The organism is Leisingera sp. ANG-DT, assembly GCF_000813785.1.
Taxonomy (GTDB): Bacteria; Pseudomonadota; Alphaproteobacteria; order Rhodobacterales; family Rhodobacteraceae; genus Leisingera.
This window is the reverse complement of the sequence record NZ_JWLE01000011.1, coordinates 88,927-103,541: the sequence shown is the minus strand read 5'-3', so window position 1 is coordinate 103,541 and position 14,615 is coordinate 88,927. Positions and strand designations below refer to the sequence as shown.

Sequence of the window (14,615 nt, the reverse complement as noted above, 5' to 3'; positions counted from 1 at the left end):
AGGAGGCAGACGATGCGCAACATGATCTTTGCATTGCTGGGGCTGATGATTTTGACGGCCTGCGGCGCCGATGGCGAACCGGTGCAGCCGACCCTGAACGCCGGCGTCGGCGTTGGCAGCGGCGGAGTCCATGTCGGCGGCGCGGTGGGCCTGCACAAGGGGCCGGTCAGCGTCTTTCTGGGCTTCTAGCAGCCGCGCGCCCTTGATGCGGCGCAACGGAACACCCACGTCTGGACCGCCCCGCCGCAAGGCCGGGGCGGTTCTGGTTTCAAGGATATTGCAATGAAAGCAGCTATTGCCCTTCTGGCCCTCCTGGGTCTGGCCGCCTGCGACACCGGCGCCCCGGCGTCCAGCCCGCCGCAAAAGCAAGAACCAGCGGCAACCGGTGTGAAAGTCTCCGGGTATGGCCGGGTTGGGGTCTCCACCAGCTTCTAGCAGACACAGGCAATAGCCGGTCCGGGCCTCTGTCCCGTCCGGTTGCTGTCCGCTGTGGTGCGTTCCGTATCTGAATGCTGATCTTCAGCAGTTAAGGTTGGCGGCGCCGCCAAGGGGCGGAGGCGGGACGGGAGGGTCACTCCCGCACGCGAAACGTCGTCTGTGCGTGCCCGTGCCAATGGGCCCTGTTCCAAGATGCCGGGGGTGTCAGGCCCGGCAGTGACCGCGATCAGGAAGCATCATGGCACAGGGGGTTTAAGATGCCGTGACAGGGGCGTGCGCAGGGGGCGCAACACCCCGGGCCGGTGCCTATGCCGCGGCTGCAGCGCAGTGAGTATTTCTGGAAAGATGAAGAGGCTGGGTGTGCTTCTTCTTTGCCCGAATACTCAATCTCCGACGCGCGCCAGTGCGGTGCCGGGCCCAACGGGCGCGGGCGCATCTTTGATGCGTCTGCGGCGGGCGGGAGAACGCCTTTGTGTCCGCCGGCGGGGCGAGGGCGGAATCATTTGATCCATCTGCCCCTTTTGCCCTAAACGCGGGGGCATGGACCATTTTCTCTACCGCGACGGCGCGCTTTTCGCCGAAGACGTTTCCATCTCCGAGATCGCCGCGGCGGTGGGCACTCCGTTCTATGTCTATTCCACCGCCACCCTGCTGCGCCATTTCCGCCTGTTCGACGAGGCGCTGGAGGGCACCGACCACCTGGTCTGCTTTGCGATGAAAGCCGCCTCCAACCAGGCGATCCTCAAGACGCTGGCACAGGCCGGTGCCGGCATGGACGTGGTCAGCCAGGGCGAATACCTGCGGGCCAAGGCGGCAGGCGTGCCGGGCGACAGGATCGTGTTTTCCGGCGTCGGCAAGACGGCAGAGGAAATCCGCGTGGCTTTGACCGGCGGTATCCGCCAGTTCAACGTGGAATCCGAGCCGGAGATGGAGGTGATCAGCGCCGTGGCCGCGGAGCTGGGTGCAACCGCGCCGATCACCATCCGTGTCAATCCGGACGTGGACGCCAAGACCCACGCCAAGATCGCCACCGGCAAATCCGAAAACAAGTTCGGCATTCCGATTGCCCGCGCCCGCGAGGTCTATGCCCGCGCCGCCGCGCTGCCGGGGCTGGAGGTGGTGGGGATCGATGTCCACATCGGCTCGCAGCTCACGGATCTGGAGCCGTTCCGGCTGGCCTATCAGAAGGTGGCGGAGCTGACCGGAACCCTGCGCGCAGACGGCCACGATATCCGCCGCCTGGACCTGGGCGGCGGGCTTGGCATCCCGTATGAGCGCTCCAACTCGGCACCGCCGCTGCCGGTGGAATACGGCCAGATGGTCAAGGAGACCCTGGGCCACCTTGGCTGCGAGATCGAGATCGAACCGGGCCGCCTGATCGCGGGCAATGCGGGCCAGCTGGTCAGCAAGGTGATCTATGTCAAATCGGGCGAGGGGCGCGATTTCCTGATCCTGGACGCGGCGATGAACGACCTGATCCGCCCGGCGATGTATGAGGCGTATCACGACATCATCCCGGTTGAGGAAGCCGCAGCGGGCGTGGAAAGCCAGCCTTATGACATCGTCGGCCCGGTCTGCGAGACCGGCGATACCTTTGCCAAGCAGCGCGACCTGCCGCCGCTGGCGGCGGGCGATCTGGTCTCCTTCCGCAGTGCAGGCGCCTATGGCGCGGTGATGGCGAGCGAGTACAATTCCCGCCCGCTGATCCCCGAAGTGCTTGTGCACGGGGATCAATTCGCGGTTATTCGCCACCGCCCGGACTATGAAGAGATGATAAACCGCGATACCATCCCGGAGTGGCTCTGAAGCGATCCGGGCGCGAACCGGCGCGGGCCACATGAGGATGAGGCCCGTATGCCCTTTGACCGCCAAAGAAACCGGCAGGCCGATCCGGCCCTGAAACCCCTGCGCTGGCCGCTGGCCTTGACGCGGGCCGGTCTCGTGGCAGAGCGTGCTTTGCGCAGTTTCTGGCCGCTGGCCTCATTGATGATGGCAGCGCTGGCGGCGCTGATGCTCGGGCTGCACCAGATGCTGCCGGAGCGGCTGGTCTGGACCGGTGCGATGGCGGTGCTGATCGCCGCCGCGGCGGCGCTGGGCTGGGGGCTCTGGCGCTTCCGCTGGCCCAGCAAGGCCGCGGCGCTGGACCGTCTGGATCAGACCCTGCCGGGCCGCCCCGTCTCAGCCTTGCTGGATACCCAGGCGATTGGCGCAGAGGATGCTGCTTCCGCCGCGCTATGGCAGGCGCACCAGCGCCGGATGGCCGCGGCGGCGGCAAGGGCCAAGGCGCCGGCACCCGATCTGAATATTGCCTCCTCCGACGCTTACGGCCTGCGCTATATGGCGGGGCTGATGCTGGCAGTGGCGGTTCTGTTCGGCTCGATCTGGCAGGTCGCCACGGTCAAGGACCTGGGGGCAGGCGGCAGCGCGGCCCTGAATGGCCCGGCTTGGGAGGGCTGGGCAGAGCCGCCCGCCTATACCCGCCTGCCGGTGCTCTATCTGAATGACCAGGACGCAGGGGTGCTGAAGCTGCCTGAGGGCAGCCGCGTCACCCTGCGCTTCTATGGCGAGCTGGGCGCCTTGGAACTGGCGGAGACTGTGTCCGGCCAGGGCGGCAGCGAAGCGGAACCGCCGCAGGCTGCGATGGAATTCGATGTCACCCGCAGCGGCAGCTTTGCCATCGAGGGCGGTGGCGGGCGCAGCTGGCAGGTGGAGGTGATCCCCGACAACCCGCCCATGGTGGCGGTTGCAGGCGAGCCGGAACTGGAAAACGATGGCTACACCACCCTGGCTTTTGCAGCGCAGGATGACTACGGCGTGGCCGCCGGGCAGGTGCGCATCGCATTGGATCTGGCGGCGGTGGAACGTCAGCATGGGCTGGCGGCCGATCCCGATCCGCGTGAGGCGCTGGTGCTGGACCTGCCGCTGCCCCTCAGCGGGTCGCGCCAGGAATTCACCGAGAAGCTGATCGAGGACTTTGCCCAGCACCCTTGGGCCAACCTGCCGGTGGTCTTTACCTTCTCTGCCACCGACGAGGCCGGGCAGTCTTCGGCCGCTGCGGGATACGGCGCTGAACTGCTGACCCGCCGCTTCTTCGATCCGCTGGCAGCGGCTGTGATCGAACAGCGCCGCGACCTGTTGTGGGCGCGCGCCAATGCGGTGCGGGTGGCGCAGGTGATCCGCACCCTGACGCACCGGCCAGAGGGTCTGTTCCGCGACTATGGCGATTACCTGCGGCTGCGCACCATCCTTCGGCGGCTGGAAAGTTATACCGTGCATGGCACGATCCCCGAGCCGCGGCAGGAGGAGATTGCCGCCGCGTTGTGGGATCTGGCGGTGCAGCTGGAAGAGGGCGACGTGGGCGACGCGCTGGAGCGGATGCAGCGGGCGCAGGAGCGGCTGAGCCAGGCGATGCGTGACGGCGCCAGCGACCAGGAGATTGCCCGGCTGATGCAGGAGCTGCGCGAGGCGACCCAGGACTATCTGCGCCAGCTGAGCCGGATGGCTGAAAACAATGGCGAGATGATGGACCCGGGCGATATGCCCGAAGACATGATGACGCTCAGCCAGGATGACCTGCAGGCGATGATGGACCGCATCCAGGAGCTGATGGAGCAGGGCCGCATGGCCGAGGCCGAGCAGGCGCTGCGCGAGTTCCAGGAGATGATGGAAAACATGCGGATGACCCGCTCGCAGCAGGGGCAAGGCCAGGGCAATGAGGGCCGCGAGGCGATGGAGGGGCTGGCAGAGACCCTGCGCGAGCAGCAGGGGCTGTCGGATCAGGCCTTCCGCGACCTGCAGGAGCAGTTCAACCCCGGCGCCCGCAGCGGCGAGAGCCAGGGCAACGAGGGCCGCGATGGCGGGCTGGGCCGCGGCCAGAGCCACCAGGGCGGCCAGGGCGGCGACCAAGGCGACGGTCAGGGCGGCGAGGGCGCAGAGAGCCGCAACCCGGATGGCCAGGGCGGCCAGGGCGGCAGCAACCGCGAACAGCCGGGGCAGGGCGGCGCGTTGGCCGACCGCCAGCAGGCGCTGCGACAGCAGCTGCAGCAGCAGCGCGAAGGATTGCCCTATCTGGGCGGTGAGGCCGGTGAGGCCGCACGCGAAGCGCTGGACCGCGCGGGCCGCGCCATGGAGGGCGCCGAGGACGCGCTGCGCGGCGGCGACAACGCCGAAGCGATCGACCGCCAGTCCGACGCCATGGAGGCGCTGCGTGAAGGCATGCGCAGCCTGGGCGAGGCGCTGGCGCAGCAGCAACAGCCTGGGCAGCAGAACGGGCAGCAGCCCTCTGCCAATGCGCAAGGAGAGCGGCTGGACCCGCTGGGCCGCAACAACGGCAGCATCAATGACGGCGGCAAGGTGGGCGAGGGCACGGCCTACCGCCGCGCCTGGGACCTGCTGGAGGACATCCGCCGCCGGGCCGGCGAGCGCGAGCGCGACGAGCGGGAGCGCGGCTACCTGCAGCGGCTGCTGGACCGGTTCTAACCCCGGCAGCGCAGGGTGCTGCAGGCAAATCTGCGGCGCAATTACTTCAGAAATGACCCCGGATTACTGGGTGGCGGTGACAGACTTCACCTGGTTGTCCAGCCACAGCCGCGCCTGATCGACCCAATCCACATAGCTGCTGAGAACCGGATCTGCCTGCGGCAGCTTCTCGGCAATCAGCGGTGCCTTGTCATAGATCATCAGCAGGATCAGCGCTGCAATCACCGACAGCGCAAAGCCGCGGGCAAAGCTGCTCTTGCGCGGTACCGGCAGCGCCTCCGGGTCCGCCTGCGGCGCAGGGGCCGCGCTGCCGGCAGAGCGCAGGGTGGAGTTGATTTCCTCGATGTCCGGCAGCAGTTCCTTGCGCGAGCCGCTTTCGGCAGCGGCGATCTGGCGCGGGTCCTCGCCGCGCATGCGGGCCATCCGGTCGCGGGCCTGGCGGCTGCGGCGGGCGGCTTCGTCCTCGGCGGGCGCTGCTTCCTCCAGCCCCAGATCGGGCTGGGTTTCCAGGCTCTGGCTTTCTGCGGCGCGCAGTTCCGCTTCCCGCGCGGCTTCCTCGCGCAGGATATCGGACATTTCCGGATCCAGCGAACGCCCCCGCTGCGGCGGCTGCAGTGCCTGTTCGGGCTCAGGTTCAGGCGCCTCGTCCGAAATGTCTTCATCCGCGCCGGGCTGCCCGGCCGCGTCGTCTTCGGTGCTGTCCTGGGGCGGCTCTGCGGCGGTTTCCGCCTCTTCCGGGTCCGCTTCCTGCGCAGGTCTCTCCGATGTGCCGGTCTCCGGCTCAGGCTCAGGTTCAGGCTGCGGCTCAGGTTCCGGTTCGGCGTCCTGTTCCGCCTTTGCTGCCAGCTCCCGTTCGGACTTTTCCTTTGCCTCGGCTTCGGCTGCCCGGGCAAAGGCTTCCTCGATGCCGATATTTTCAAGTGCGGCATCTTCCGCCGCATCCGCGCCCGCTGCCGCCTGGAACCAGGTCTGGCCGCAGTTGGAGCACTGCACATCCCGGCCCTCAGGCGGGATCACATCTTCAGGCACTTCGTACTGGGCTGCGCAATTCGGGCAGGTCAGGCGCATCATGCTCTCCTCGGCACCTTCCCGCCGCCCTGACTGGCGGCAGGTTGTTTTTTTAAGGGATTATAGGCATCCGCCGCATCTTGCGAAAGCGGCAATTGCCGCAACCTGCCGGCCCCGGGTTTCCCGGCAACAGAGCCCCCATTGAAACTGCCGGCCCCTTGGGGCAAAACAGCCGGGTGCCAAAACGCGCGCGTTCAGGGGGCAGCAGTGATCGAGCTGGAAAATGTGGGCTACAACTATGGCGGCGGCGAGCTGCTGAACGCGGTGTCGGTGCAGCTGGCGCCGGGCTCGTTCCATTTCCTGACCGGCCCGTCCGGTGCGGGCAAGACCACGCTGTTGAAGCTCTGCTACGGCGCCTTGAATCCGACCGCGGGACGGGTGCGCGCCTTCAACATGGATGTGCACGGGCTGGACCGCGACCAGATGGCCTATCTGCGCCGCCGCGTGGGTGTTGTGCATCAGGACTGCCGGTTCCTGGACCACCTGCCGGTGATCGAGAATATCGCGCTGCCGCTGCTGGTCTCCGGGCGTGAGCTGAGCCACGAGGAAGCCAACCTGCAGGAACTGCTGAATTGGGTCGGTCTGTCGGAACGTGCCCATGCGCTGCCGCCGGAGCTATCGGGCGGCGAGCGCCAGCGGGCGGCGCTGGCCCGTTCCGTGATCCTGTCGCCGGATGTGATCATCGCAGATGAGCCGACCGGCAACGTCGACTGGGAAATGTCGCAGCGGCTGCTGCAGCTGCTGGTGGAGCTGAACCGGATGGGCAAGACCATCCTGGTCGCCACCCATGACCTTTCGCTGATCCGCGCTGCCAAGAACCAGGTGCAAGCGCGGGTGCTGCGGATTTCCAACCGTCAATTGCAGCTGGCGGGGGCGGACCTATGAGCGAGGGCAGGCTGCGCAAACTGATCCTGGGCGATGCCCAGGCAGACCGGGTGGTGCCGCCAAGCGGCTTCACCGCCCAGCTGACCCTGTTTGTCTCCGGCGCCATGGCGTTCCTGGCGGTCTTTGCGCTGGCGCTGTCGATGGCCTCTGGCCGCCTGGCGGACCAATGGGCCGAGGAACTGGCCCGCGCCGCCACTCTGCGCATCAATGCCCCGGCAGAGCAGCGCACGGCTCAGACCGAGGCGGCGCTGGAGATCCTGCGCCAGACCCCCGGTGTGGCCACCGCGCGGGCGCTGACGGGCGAGGAACAGGCGGCGCTGCTGGCGCCCTGGTTCGGCGCCAGTGTGCCGGTGGGCGACCTGCCGCTGCCGCAGCTGATCGAGGTGACCGGCGACGATGCGGGCTATGATGCCCAGGGTCTGCGGCTGCGGCTGCAGGCAGAGGTGCCGGGCGCGGTGCTGGATGACCACACCCGCTGGCGGGCGCCTTTGGTGGATGCGGCGCACGCGCTGCGCCGCCTTGCCTGGGTCTCGATCCTGCTGATCGGCGGCGCCACCGCCGCGATGATCACCCTGGCCGCCAATGCGGCGCTGGCGGCCAACGCCCAGGTGATCGAAGTGCTGCGGCTGGTCGGCGCGCTTGACAGCTATATCGCCCAGGCCTTTATCCGCCGCTTCACCCTGCGGGCACTGACCGGCGCAGCCGCGGGCGTGGTTCTGGGCATGATCGGTGTCTGGCTGATGCCCGAAGCCTCTGATGAGGGCGGTTTCCTGACCGGTCTTGGCTTTCAGGGCTGGGGCTGGCTGGTGCCCTTGCTGATTCCGCCGCTGGGCGCGCTGGTGGCCTTTGCCGCCACCACCCGGGCGGCCACCAAACGACTGGGGGAACTGTCGTGAAAAACCCGATCCAATGGCTGCGCTCGCTGCTGTTCATCACGCAGATGTATCTGGCGATGCTGGTGCTGGGCATCGTGTTCGCGCCCTGGGCGCTGGTGTCCCCCAAGGGTGCGCGCACGGCTTGCAAGGCCTATGCCCGCTGGGTGATCTGGACTGCGCGCTGGATGGTCGGCATCCGCACCGAAGTGCGCGGGCAGGTGCCTGATGGCGAGGTGATCGTCGCCGCCAAGCATCAGAGCTTCCTCGATATTATCATCATCTTCAACGCGGTGCCCTCGGCCCGGTTCATCATGAAGCGGGAGCTGATGTGGACGCCGGTGATCGGTGTCTATGCCAAGCGGCTGGGCTGCGTGCCGGTGAACCGCGGCAAGCGCGGCGCGGCGATTGCCAAGATGGTCAAGGACGTCGCCAAGGAGACCAAGGAGCCGGGCCAGCTGATCATCTATTCCCAAGGCACCCGCGTGGCACCGGGGGCCAAGAAACCCTACAAGATCGGCACTGTGGTTTTGTATGAAGGGCTGAAGCAGCCCTGCGTGCCTGCGGCCACCAATGCCGGCGTGTTCTGGCCGCGCACAGGCATCTACCGCAAGCCCGGCCTGGCGGTGGTGGAATTCCTGGAAGTGATGCAGCCCGGGATCACCCGCGAGGATTTCATGACGCAGCTGGAGGAGCGGGTCGAGGCGCGCTCCGATGCGCTGATGCGCGACGCCGGTTTCGACCCGGAAAAGGCGCCGGTTCAGGCCTGATCCGGCGGGCGCCGCCCGGACGCCTTCAAAAATTTTCTGCAGATCAGCGACGGAAGTTCTTTCCGTGGGCGTTTATGCCGTCAGCAAGCGCACTCGTCCTGCGCTTGTTACACCACTCACAGGTGGCCGGCCGGTTTGGCCGGACCGGGCTGGCGGCGCATTACGCTGTCAGCCCGGAACCCTGTCAGCGGATCACATCGCCAACCAGTATCTGCGGCTGCACATCGGTGAAGTTCGGAATGTCCTCCAGCGCCGGGCCTGCCGCCTTCATAGCCGCGTCCATCGCCGCCTGATCGGCAAAGACAAATGTGGCGATGGCAAAGAACGGCGGCGCGATGTCCGGCCCGCCTGCCAGCCCCTTGGTCACCACAGCCGACTGAATATGCGGCCCCATGTGCTGGTCCACGATCTGCATGTGGGTGTCGGCATAGTAGGCGTGATCGAAGGTCTTGCCCTCGGCGGCGGGGTAGATGACTTGCAAAGTTACGGGCATGGCTGTGTCTCCTGAGGGTTGAAACGGCTGTCCCAGTAATAGGCCGGTTTGGTACCGTGCCAAATGAAAAAGGCAGCCGCGGACTCTGCCAGAGACCGGCGGGATGGGCAGTGCCGCACGGGCACAGGAACGTACGGCAAGGCCTGGATGCGCATCGGGCATCAGATGCAGCTGCGTCCGTGCGGAAATAGGACCGCAGGCCCGGGAACCCCTTTGGGGCTGGCTCGCTGCACATGCGGAAAACGCACAGGCTGCGTTTGCCGCACTACCCGAGAGAGATGTCCAAGCGACCGGCTGGCCGGAGGAGTGCCCCGCAAGCCGGCCCTTGTTTTCTGCCTCACGGGGCCGGGGTTCAGTTTGGCGTCATGTTGGAAATCACGCAGTTGTACTCGCCGCCTGGCGTGAACATCACATCACCTTCGGGATGGCTGAAGTCCTCATTCAGCTTGAAAATGATCCTGTTGACATGTTTGCCTTTCAGGCTTGGTGGCACGCCGTCGGACATAAATGAATAGGTCCCCGAGATACCCAGCGGATAGAGCTGCACGCTTTCGCCCATGAAGTCCGCGGTGGCGGATTCAATCATGGTGCTGGGGTCGATCGAGTAGCTGACCTTCAGCGGCGACCCGGCAATGCCGCCCATGCTTTCCTGGCACATCTTGGTGCCTGCAGCGGAATAGGAGCCGTTCTGCTCGACACCGAATTCCTGGGTCAGCTCCAATTTCACGGTGCCGGATTGTGCGGCGGCAAAGGCGGCAGTGGCGGCGGCGGCCAGTGCCAGGGCAGTCAGGGAATGCGTCAGCTTTATCATGGAATGCCTACTCAATCTAAGGGTGAAACATGTTTTGCGCCAGATGGTTGCCGGCGCCGCTCGACGCTAGCGGCGGCGGCTTTAACATTCGGTAAAGGTTTGCTGCGCCCGTTTAGCTAAATTATTTAAGGCTGACGGAAAAAGCTGTTTGAACCCAGGCGCTTGGCAAAATGAAAAGGCGCCGCTTGCGGCAGCGGCGCCTCTTTTTATGGTGGTTTGCCTCAGTGGCTGCTCAGCTATGGATCGGCCCGTCGCCGCAGGCAAGCGCCGCTTCGCGAACGGCTTCGGAATAGGTCGGGTGCGCGTGGCAGGTGAGCGCCACATCCTCGGCCGAGGCGCCGAATTCCATTGCGACGCAGAGCTCGTGGATCATGTCGCCCGCTGCCGGGCCGATGATCGCGGCGCCCAGGATGCGGTCGGTTTCCGCATCGGTGATGATCTTGACAAAACCGCCCTCGGCCTGGCCGACGGCCTTGGCGCGGGCGTTGCCCATGAACATGAACTTGCCGGTCTTGACCTTCTTGCCTTCGGCCTTCAGCGCGTCCTCGGTCGCACCAACGGTGGCCACCTCGGGCGTGGTGTAGACGACGCCCGGAATGACGCCGTAGTTCACATGGCCATGCTTGCCGGCGATCACTTCGGCCACCGCCATGCCTTCATCCTCGGCTTTGTGAGCCAGCATGGGGCCTTCGATCACATCGCCGATGGCATAGATGCCGGGCAGGTTGGTGCGCCAGTGGTTGTCGGTGGCGATCTGGCCGCGCTCGGTCATCTTGATGCCGAGGCTGTCCAGCCCCAGGCCTTCGCTGTAGGGTTTGCGGCCGGTTGCCACCAGCACCACATCGGCGTCCAGCACCACCTCGTCACCGCCCTTCTTGGGCTGGTACTTGACCTTGGCCTTGGTCTTGGAGGTTTCCACCCCCTGTACCGCGGCGCCCAGAATGATGTTGAGGCCCTGTTTCTCCAGGATCCGCTTGAAGGAGCGCTGCACGTCCTTGTCCATGCCGGGGCAGACCGCGTCCATGTATTCGACCACGGTCACTTCCGACCCGAGGCGGGCATAGACCGAGCCCAGTTCCAGACCGATCACGCCGGCACCAATGACGGCCAGTTTCTTCGGGATCTTCGGCAGTTCCAGCGCACCGGTGGAGGAGACCACGATCTTCTCGTCGATCTCCACACCCGGAATGGAGGCAGGCACCGAGCCGGAGGCGATCACGATGTTCTTAGCCTCGTGCACCTCGTCGCCGACCTGCACCTTGCCGGCCGCCGGGATGGAAGCCCAGCCCTTGATCCAGTCGATCTTGTTCTTCTTGAACAGGAACTCGATGCCGCCGGTGTTCTGGCCGATCACCTCGTCCTTGTAGGCCTTCATCTGATCCCAGTCGACCGAGGGGCTTTTGCCCTTGAGGCCCATATGGGCAAAGTTGTGCTCTGCCTCATGCAGCAGGTGGGTCGAATGCAGCAGCGCCTTGGACGGGATGCAGCCCACGTTCAGGCAGGTGCCGCCGAGGGTTTCGCGGCCCTCGACAACAGCTGTTTTCAGTCCCAGCTGGGCGCAGCGGATGGCGCAGACATAGCCGCCGGGGCCGGCGCCGATTACGATGACGTCATATTGGGACATGGGTCGGTTTTCCTCGTTTCTCCCCGGTTCCGTTTCTCGGAACACGCGTTAGGGGATTGTGGTGTTATGATCAGACCGGGGTCAACATCTTGATCGAGATATTGGTGACCCCGTCGCGTTCAAGGTGCATGGCGAGTTCTTCGGAGCCGAAGAAAGCGCGGGCCTTCTCCAGATCGGTGATCGCGAACAGCGCCACGGCGTGGTTCTTGCGGTCCGGATCGCTCCAGACGTTCAGATCGGTGATGCCAGCGGCCTGCCGGTTGCGCTTGTCCTGCCGGAACACGGTCAGCCAGGCGTTGAAATCGGCCACATCGGCCTGCCAGAGAACATGGGTTGCCATCGGGGTTACTCCTTTATCCGTATTGAAGGCAGGATGCCCCGGTAAGGGTAAGGAGCGCTTTGATTCCACTCAAGAAAGGCGTGTGCCGCAGAAGTTTCCGCAGAATAGCGGCGCTGCCCCCGGCTTGGGCGGAGCCAATTTGAGTATTTTTGGAAAGATGAATGGTCATGCGAGGAGTACTCCCGCGAGCATCGCGGCAAGGCCGCTGGTGGCAATGAGCCAGATGGTGGTGCGCAGGTAGGGCACGCCGCTGAGGTAGGCAGGCAAGTAGAGGGTGCGGCCGGCGAGGTAAGTGTAGATGCCGCCGGTAATCAGCGCGCTGTGCAGGCCTGCCAGTTCTGCCACCAGCACCAGGCTGATGAAGACCGGGGCGGTTTCCAGGAAATTGGTGAAGGCCCGCCGCGCCCGGCCCGCCAATGCGCCGCGGCTGACAGATGTGTCGCGCGGGCCTGCGGTCCAGGCGTTGCCGACCGAGAGCTTCAACAGGAAGCTGTCGCAGCTCACGTGGATCAGGGCGAGGATCGAGAGGCAGACAAGGCCCCAGAGCGGGAGAGTCATGGGACGGAAGCCATTACTGAGTTCTCATCCTCTGATCGGGCTGCGGCCAATGTGAAACGCGGGCTTCCAAAATCACTTAAGTTTCCCTTTGTTTCGCCACAGAACGGAAGACACTGCAGGCGACGCCAGAGTTTCTAAGACCTTTTGTCGTTCGGCTTGCGACTTGCCCTTTAGAAATGCTGCCACCGCGTAGCCCTTCCGGAAAACGGTGAGTTTCCAGTAAGCGCGGAACAAACCGTCACCGCTGATGGCGACGATCACAACCGCTAGCCAAGGATTAAACGTGCCTACAAATTTCCGTAGCTCAGGCTCCAGAAGCGCCAGTGCCAGAAGACCTGCGGCCGCACCCAGCAGTTTAATCTGGATGCGATTGTCCCAAGACCATGACATTTTCTTCACTACAGGGGAGTTTTCGGTAATCGCCATGCCCCCTATGAACACGACGGCCAAAACAGCGGTTTCTAGCAGACGGGAAGCGCTTAGTAGGCCTAAAGCGTAGGTTGCAGTCCCGGCAAAGAAAACAAGCCAGATGAGCAAGCGCATCAGGATATACTGTCTTGCTTCATTTTCCGAAATCGAAGTCTCGTCGCTAAGGTACATGCGGTTCACAAGATCTTGGCGTTCAATGTCTTGTGGAAACAGCACCGGGGAGGAATCCAGCTCCAGCCCTTCAATGGCTTTTTCGTATTTTGTCGCGAACAACGAATATCTCCAATCGCGATAAGCGCCCCGGGAATATGTCCGGGGCGCAATTTGTCTTCTTTACAGGTCCATCAGCAAACGCCGCGGATCCTCCAGCGCTTCCTTGACACGGACCAGGAAGGTCACGGCGCCTTTGCCGTCGACGATGCGGTGGTCATAGCTCAGCGCCAGATACATCATCGGGCGGATCTCCACCTTGCCGTTGATTGCCATCGGGCGGTCCTGGATCTTGTGCATGCCGAGGATGCCGGACTGCGGCGGGTTCAGGATTGGCGAGGACATCAGCGAGCCATAAACACCGCCGTTGGAGATGGTGAAGGTGCCGCCCTGCATTTCCGCCATCGACAGTTTGCCGTCGCGGGCGCGGGCGCCTTTTTCGGCAATCGCCTTCTCGATGGAGGCAAAGGACATCGCGTCGGCGTCGCGGATCACCGGAACAACCAGACCCGTGGGCGTGCCTGCGGCGATGCCCATGTGGACGTAGTTCTTGTAGACGATGTCGGTGCCGTCGATCTCGGCGTTGACCTCCGGTACTTCCTTCAGCGCGTGGCAGCAGGCCTTGGTGAAGAAGGACATGAAGCCCAGTTTCACGCCGTGCTTCTTCAGGAACAGGTCCTTGTACTCGTTGCGCAGCGCCATCACCTCGGTCATGTCGACCTCGTTGTAGGTGGTCAGCATGGCAGCGGTGTTCTGGCTGTCCTTCAGGCGCTTGGCGATGGTCTGGCGCAGGCGGGTCATCTTCACGCGCTCCTCGCGCGCGGCGTCATCGGCGGTGACGGGGCCACGGACCTGGGCCGGTGCCTGCGCAGGCGCGGCGGCAGGGGCTGCCTTGGCGGCGGCCACGGCGGCGGCGACGTCTTCCTTCATGATGCGGCCGTCGCGGCCAGAGCCGGTGACCTGATCGGCGCTGATGCCGGCCTCGGCCATGGCTTTCTCCGCAGAGGGCGCGTTGGCGACATCCTTAGAGCCGCCGGCAGCGGCAGCAGGGGCAGGGGCTGCGGCAGGTGCGGCGGCGGCCCCGGCGGCACCGGAGGCAATCACGCCCAGCTGCGAGGAGGCCTGTACGGTGGCGCCTTCTGCTGCCATGATCTCTGTCAGCACGCCGGCGGCGGGCGCGGGCACCTCGACGGAGACCTTGTCGGTTTCCAGCTCGCACAGCATTTCATCCTGCGCGACGGTGTCGCCCACCTTCTTGAACCACGAGGAAACGGTTGCCTCGGAGACCGACTCGCCAAGTGCGGGAACCATGACCGGCACCGGGGCGCTGTCTTCGCCGGAGGGCGCAGCAGCCGGAGCCGGTGCTGCCGCTTTGGCGGCAGGGGCCGCGGCAGCACCGTTGGCCTCGGTCAGGGTGGCCAGCAGCGCGTCGACGCCGACGGTGTCGCCTTCAGCGGCGACGATCTCGCCCAATGTGCCGGCGGCGGGCGAGGGCACCTCGACGGTCACCTTGTCGGTTTCCAGCTCGCAGAGCATTTCATCGGCATTGACGCTGTCGCCGGGCTTCTTGAACCAGGTGGCCACGGTGGCCTCGGTCACGGATTCGCCCAGGGTGGGTACGCGGACTTCGGTTGTCAT

At 65.1% G+C, this 14,615-nt stretch carries 15 protein-coding genes; 7 read left to right on the top strand and 8 right to left on the bottom strand.

Annotated features, from left to right (window positions below):
- Nucleotides 1-12: 12 nt before the first annotated feature.
- The 4 genes from RA21_RS22870 to RA21_RS12340 all read left to right on the top strand — a co-directional run bounded on the left by RA21_RS22870 (nucleotide 13) and on the right by RA21_RS12340 (nucleotide 4,917).
- A complete protein-coding gene (locus tag RA21_RS22870) occupies nucleotides 13-189 on the top strand; it encodes a hypothetical protein (protein ID WP_193747129.1) in 177 nt (58 codons plus the stop codon).
- A 93-nt stretch (nucleotides 190-282) separates the two neighbouring features.
- On the top strand, nucleotides 283-435 hold the full coding sequence (locus RA21_RS22865) for a hypothetical protein (protein WP_193748068.1): 153 nt from the start codon (nucleotides 283-285) through the stop codon (nucleotides 433-435).
- A 543-nt stretch (nucleotides 436-978) separates the two neighbouring features.
- On the top strand, nucleotides 979-2,244 hold the full coding sequence (gene lysA, locus RA21_RS12345) for a diaminopimelate decarboxylase (protein ID WP_039149301.1): 1,266 nt from the start codon (nucleotides 979-981) through the stop codon (nucleotides 2,242-2,244).
- A gap of 48 nt (nucleotides 2,245-2,292) precedes the next feature.
- The gene (locus tag RA21_RS12340; RefSeq protein ID WP_039149298.1) at nucleotides 2,293-4,917 is read left to right on the top strand and encodes a DUF4175 domain-containing protein; all 2,625 of its coding nucleotides are present in this window, start codon (nucleotides 2,293-2,295) and stop codon (nucleotides 4,915-4,917) included.
- Between the two features lie 63 nt (nucleotides 4,918-4,980).
- Here RA21_RS12340 and RA21_RS12335 read toward each other — a convergent pair whose 3' ends face one another.
- Complete coding sequence (locus RA21_RS12335) at nucleotides 4,981-5,985, bottom strand: zinc-ribbon domain-containing protein (protein WP_039149662.1); 1,005 nt, start codon at nucleotides 5,983-5,985, stop codon at nucleotides 4,981-4,983.
- A gap of 207 nt (nucleotides 5,986-6,192) precedes the next feature.
- Here RA21_RS12335 and RA21_RS12330 point away from each other — a divergent pair, with 207 nt between their 5' ends.
- The 3 genes from RA21_RS12330 to RA21_RS12320 are packed head-to-tail and all read left to right on the top strand — an operon-like array spanning nucleotide 6,193 to nucleotide 8,512.
- Nucleotides 6,193-6,870: a cell division ATP-binding protein FtsE gene (locus RA21_RS12330; protein WP_029204897.1), complete on the top strand. Its 678-nt coding sequence runs from the start codon at nucleotides 6,193-6,195 to the stop codon at nucleotides 6,868-6,870.
- Nucleotides 6,867-7,766 carry a cell division protein FtsX gene (locus RA21_RS12325; protein ID WP_019297085.1) on the top strand — a complete coding sequence of 300 codons (900 nt, stop codon included), beginning with the start codon at nucleotides 6,867-6,869 and terminating at the stop codon, nucleotides 7,764-7,766. The genes RA21_RS12330 and RA21_RS12325 overlap by 4 nt, the downstream gene beginning before the upstream one ends.
- A complete protein-coding gene (locus RA21_RS12320; RefSeq protein ID WP_039149294.1) occupies nucleotides 7,763-8,512 on the top strand; it encodes a lysophospholipid acyltransferase family protein in 750 nt (249 codons plus the stop codon). Before RA21_RS12325 ends, RA21_RS12320 begins: the two co-directional genes overlap by 4 nt.
- A gap of 184 nt (nucleotides 8,513-8,696) precedes the next feature.
- Here RA21_RS12320 and RA21_RS12315 read toward each other — a convergent pair whose 3' ends face one another.
- From RA21_RS12315 to odhB, 7 genes are all read right to left on the bottom strand, one after another.
- Nucleotides 8,697-9,005, bottom strand: a complete 309-nt coding sequence (locus RA21_RS12315) for an EthD family reductase (RefSeq protein WP_039149291.1) — start codon at nucleotides 9,003-9,005, stop codon at nucleotides 8,697-8,699.
- Nucleotides 9,006-9,357: 352 nt separating this feature from the next.
- Nucleotides 9,358-9,816, bottom strand: a complete 459-nt coding sequence (locus RA21_RS12310) for a hypothetical protein (protein WP_039149288.1) — start codon at nucleotides 9,814-9,816, stop codon at nucleotides 9,358-9,360.
- A gap of 232 nt (nucleotides 9,817-10,048) precedes the next feature.
- The gene (lpdA, locus tag RA21_RS12305) at nucleotides 10,049-11,440 is read right to left on the bottom strand and encodes a dihydrolipoyl dehydrogenase (protein ID WP_019297080.1); all 1,392 of its coding nucleotides are present in this window, start codon (nucleotides 11,438-11,440) and stop codon (nucleotides 10,049-10,051) included.
- A 70-nt stretch (nucleotides 11,441-11,510) separates the two neighbouring features.
- On the bottom strand, nucleotides 11,511-11,780 hold the full coding sequence (locus tag RA21_RS12300) for a hypothetical protein (RefSeq protein ID WP_019297079.1): 270 nt from the start codon (nucleotides 11,778-11,780) through the stop codon (nucleotides 11,511-11,513).
- A gap of 165 nt (nucleotides 11,781-11,945) precedes the next feature.
- Nucleotides 11,946-12,338, bottom strand: coding sequence for an MAPEG family protein (locus tag RA21_RS12295; protein WP_039149286.1), 393 nt, complete (start codon nucleotides 12,336-12,338; stop codon nucleotides 11,946-11,948).
- A gap of 72 nt (nucleotides 12,339-12,410) precedes the next feature.
- Nucleotides 12,411-13,040, bottom strand: coding sequence for a hypothetical protein (locus RA21_RS12290; RefSeq protein ID WP_039149283.1), 630 nt, complete (start codon nucleotides 13,038-13,040; stop codon nucleotides 12,411-12,413).
- 60 nt (nucleotides 13,041-13,100) lie between these two features.
- The gene (gene odhB, locus RA21_RS12285) at nucleotides 13,101-14,615 is read right to left on the bottom strand and encodes a 2-oxoglutarate dehydrogenase complex dihydrolipoyllysine-residue succinyltransferase (RefSeq protein ID WP_019297076.1); all 1,515 of its coding nucleotides are present in this window, start codon (nucleotides 14,613-14,615) and stop codon (nucleotides 13,101-13,103) included.

Excerpts from the sequence above, each read along its gene's own strand:
- RA21_RS12340 (WP_039149298.1), top strand. The coding sequence starts at position 2,293 with ATGCCCTTTGACCGCCAAAGAAACCGGCAGGCCGATCCGGCCCTGAAA.
- odhB (WP_019297076.1), bottom strand. The coding sequence starts at position 14,615 with ATGACAACCGAAGTCCGCGTACCCACCCTGGGCGAATCCGTGACCGAG.
- RA21_RS22865 (WP_193748068.1), top strand. The coding sequence starts at position 283 with ATGAAAGCAGCTATTGCCCTTCTGGCCCTCCTGGGTCTGGCCGCCTGC.
- RA21_RS22870 (WP_193747129.1), top strand. The coding sequence starts at position 13 with ATGCGCAACATGATCTTTGCATTGCTGGGGCTGATGATTTTGACGGCC.
- lysA (WP_039149301.1), top strand. The coding sequence starts at position 979 with ATGGACCATTTTCTCTACCGCGACGGCGCGCTTTTCGCCGAAGACGTT.
- RA21_RS12300 (WP_019297079.1), bottom strand. The coding sequence starts at position 11,780 with ATGGCAACCCATGTTCTCTGGCAGGCCGATGTGGCCGATTTCAACGCC.
- RA21_RS12325 (WP_019297085.1), top strand. The coding sequence starts at position 6,867 with ATGAGCGAGGGCAGGCTGCGCAAACTGATCCTGGGCGATGCCCAGGCA.
- RA21_RS12310 (WP_039149288.1), bottom strand. The coding sequence starts at position 9,816 with ATGATAAAGCTGACGCATTCCCTGACTGCCCTGGCACTGGCCGCCGCC.
- lpdA (WP_019297080.1), bottom strand. The coding sequence starts at position 11,440 with ATGTCCCAATATGACGTCATCGTAATCGGCGCCGGCCCCGGCGGCTAT.
- RA21_RS12335 (WP_039149662.1), bottom strand. The coding sequence starts at position 5,985 with ATGCGCCTGACCTGCCCGAATTGCGCAGCCCAGTACGAAGTGCCTGAA.
- RA21_RS12295 (WP_039149286.1), bottom strand. The coding sequence starts at position 12,338 with ATGACTCTCCCGCTCTGGGGCCTTGTCTGCCTCTCGATCCTCGCCCTG.
- RA21_RS12315 (WP_039149291.1), bottom strand. The coding sequence starts at position 9,005 with ATGCCCGTAACTTTGCAAGTCATCTACCCCGCCGCCGAGGGCAAGACC.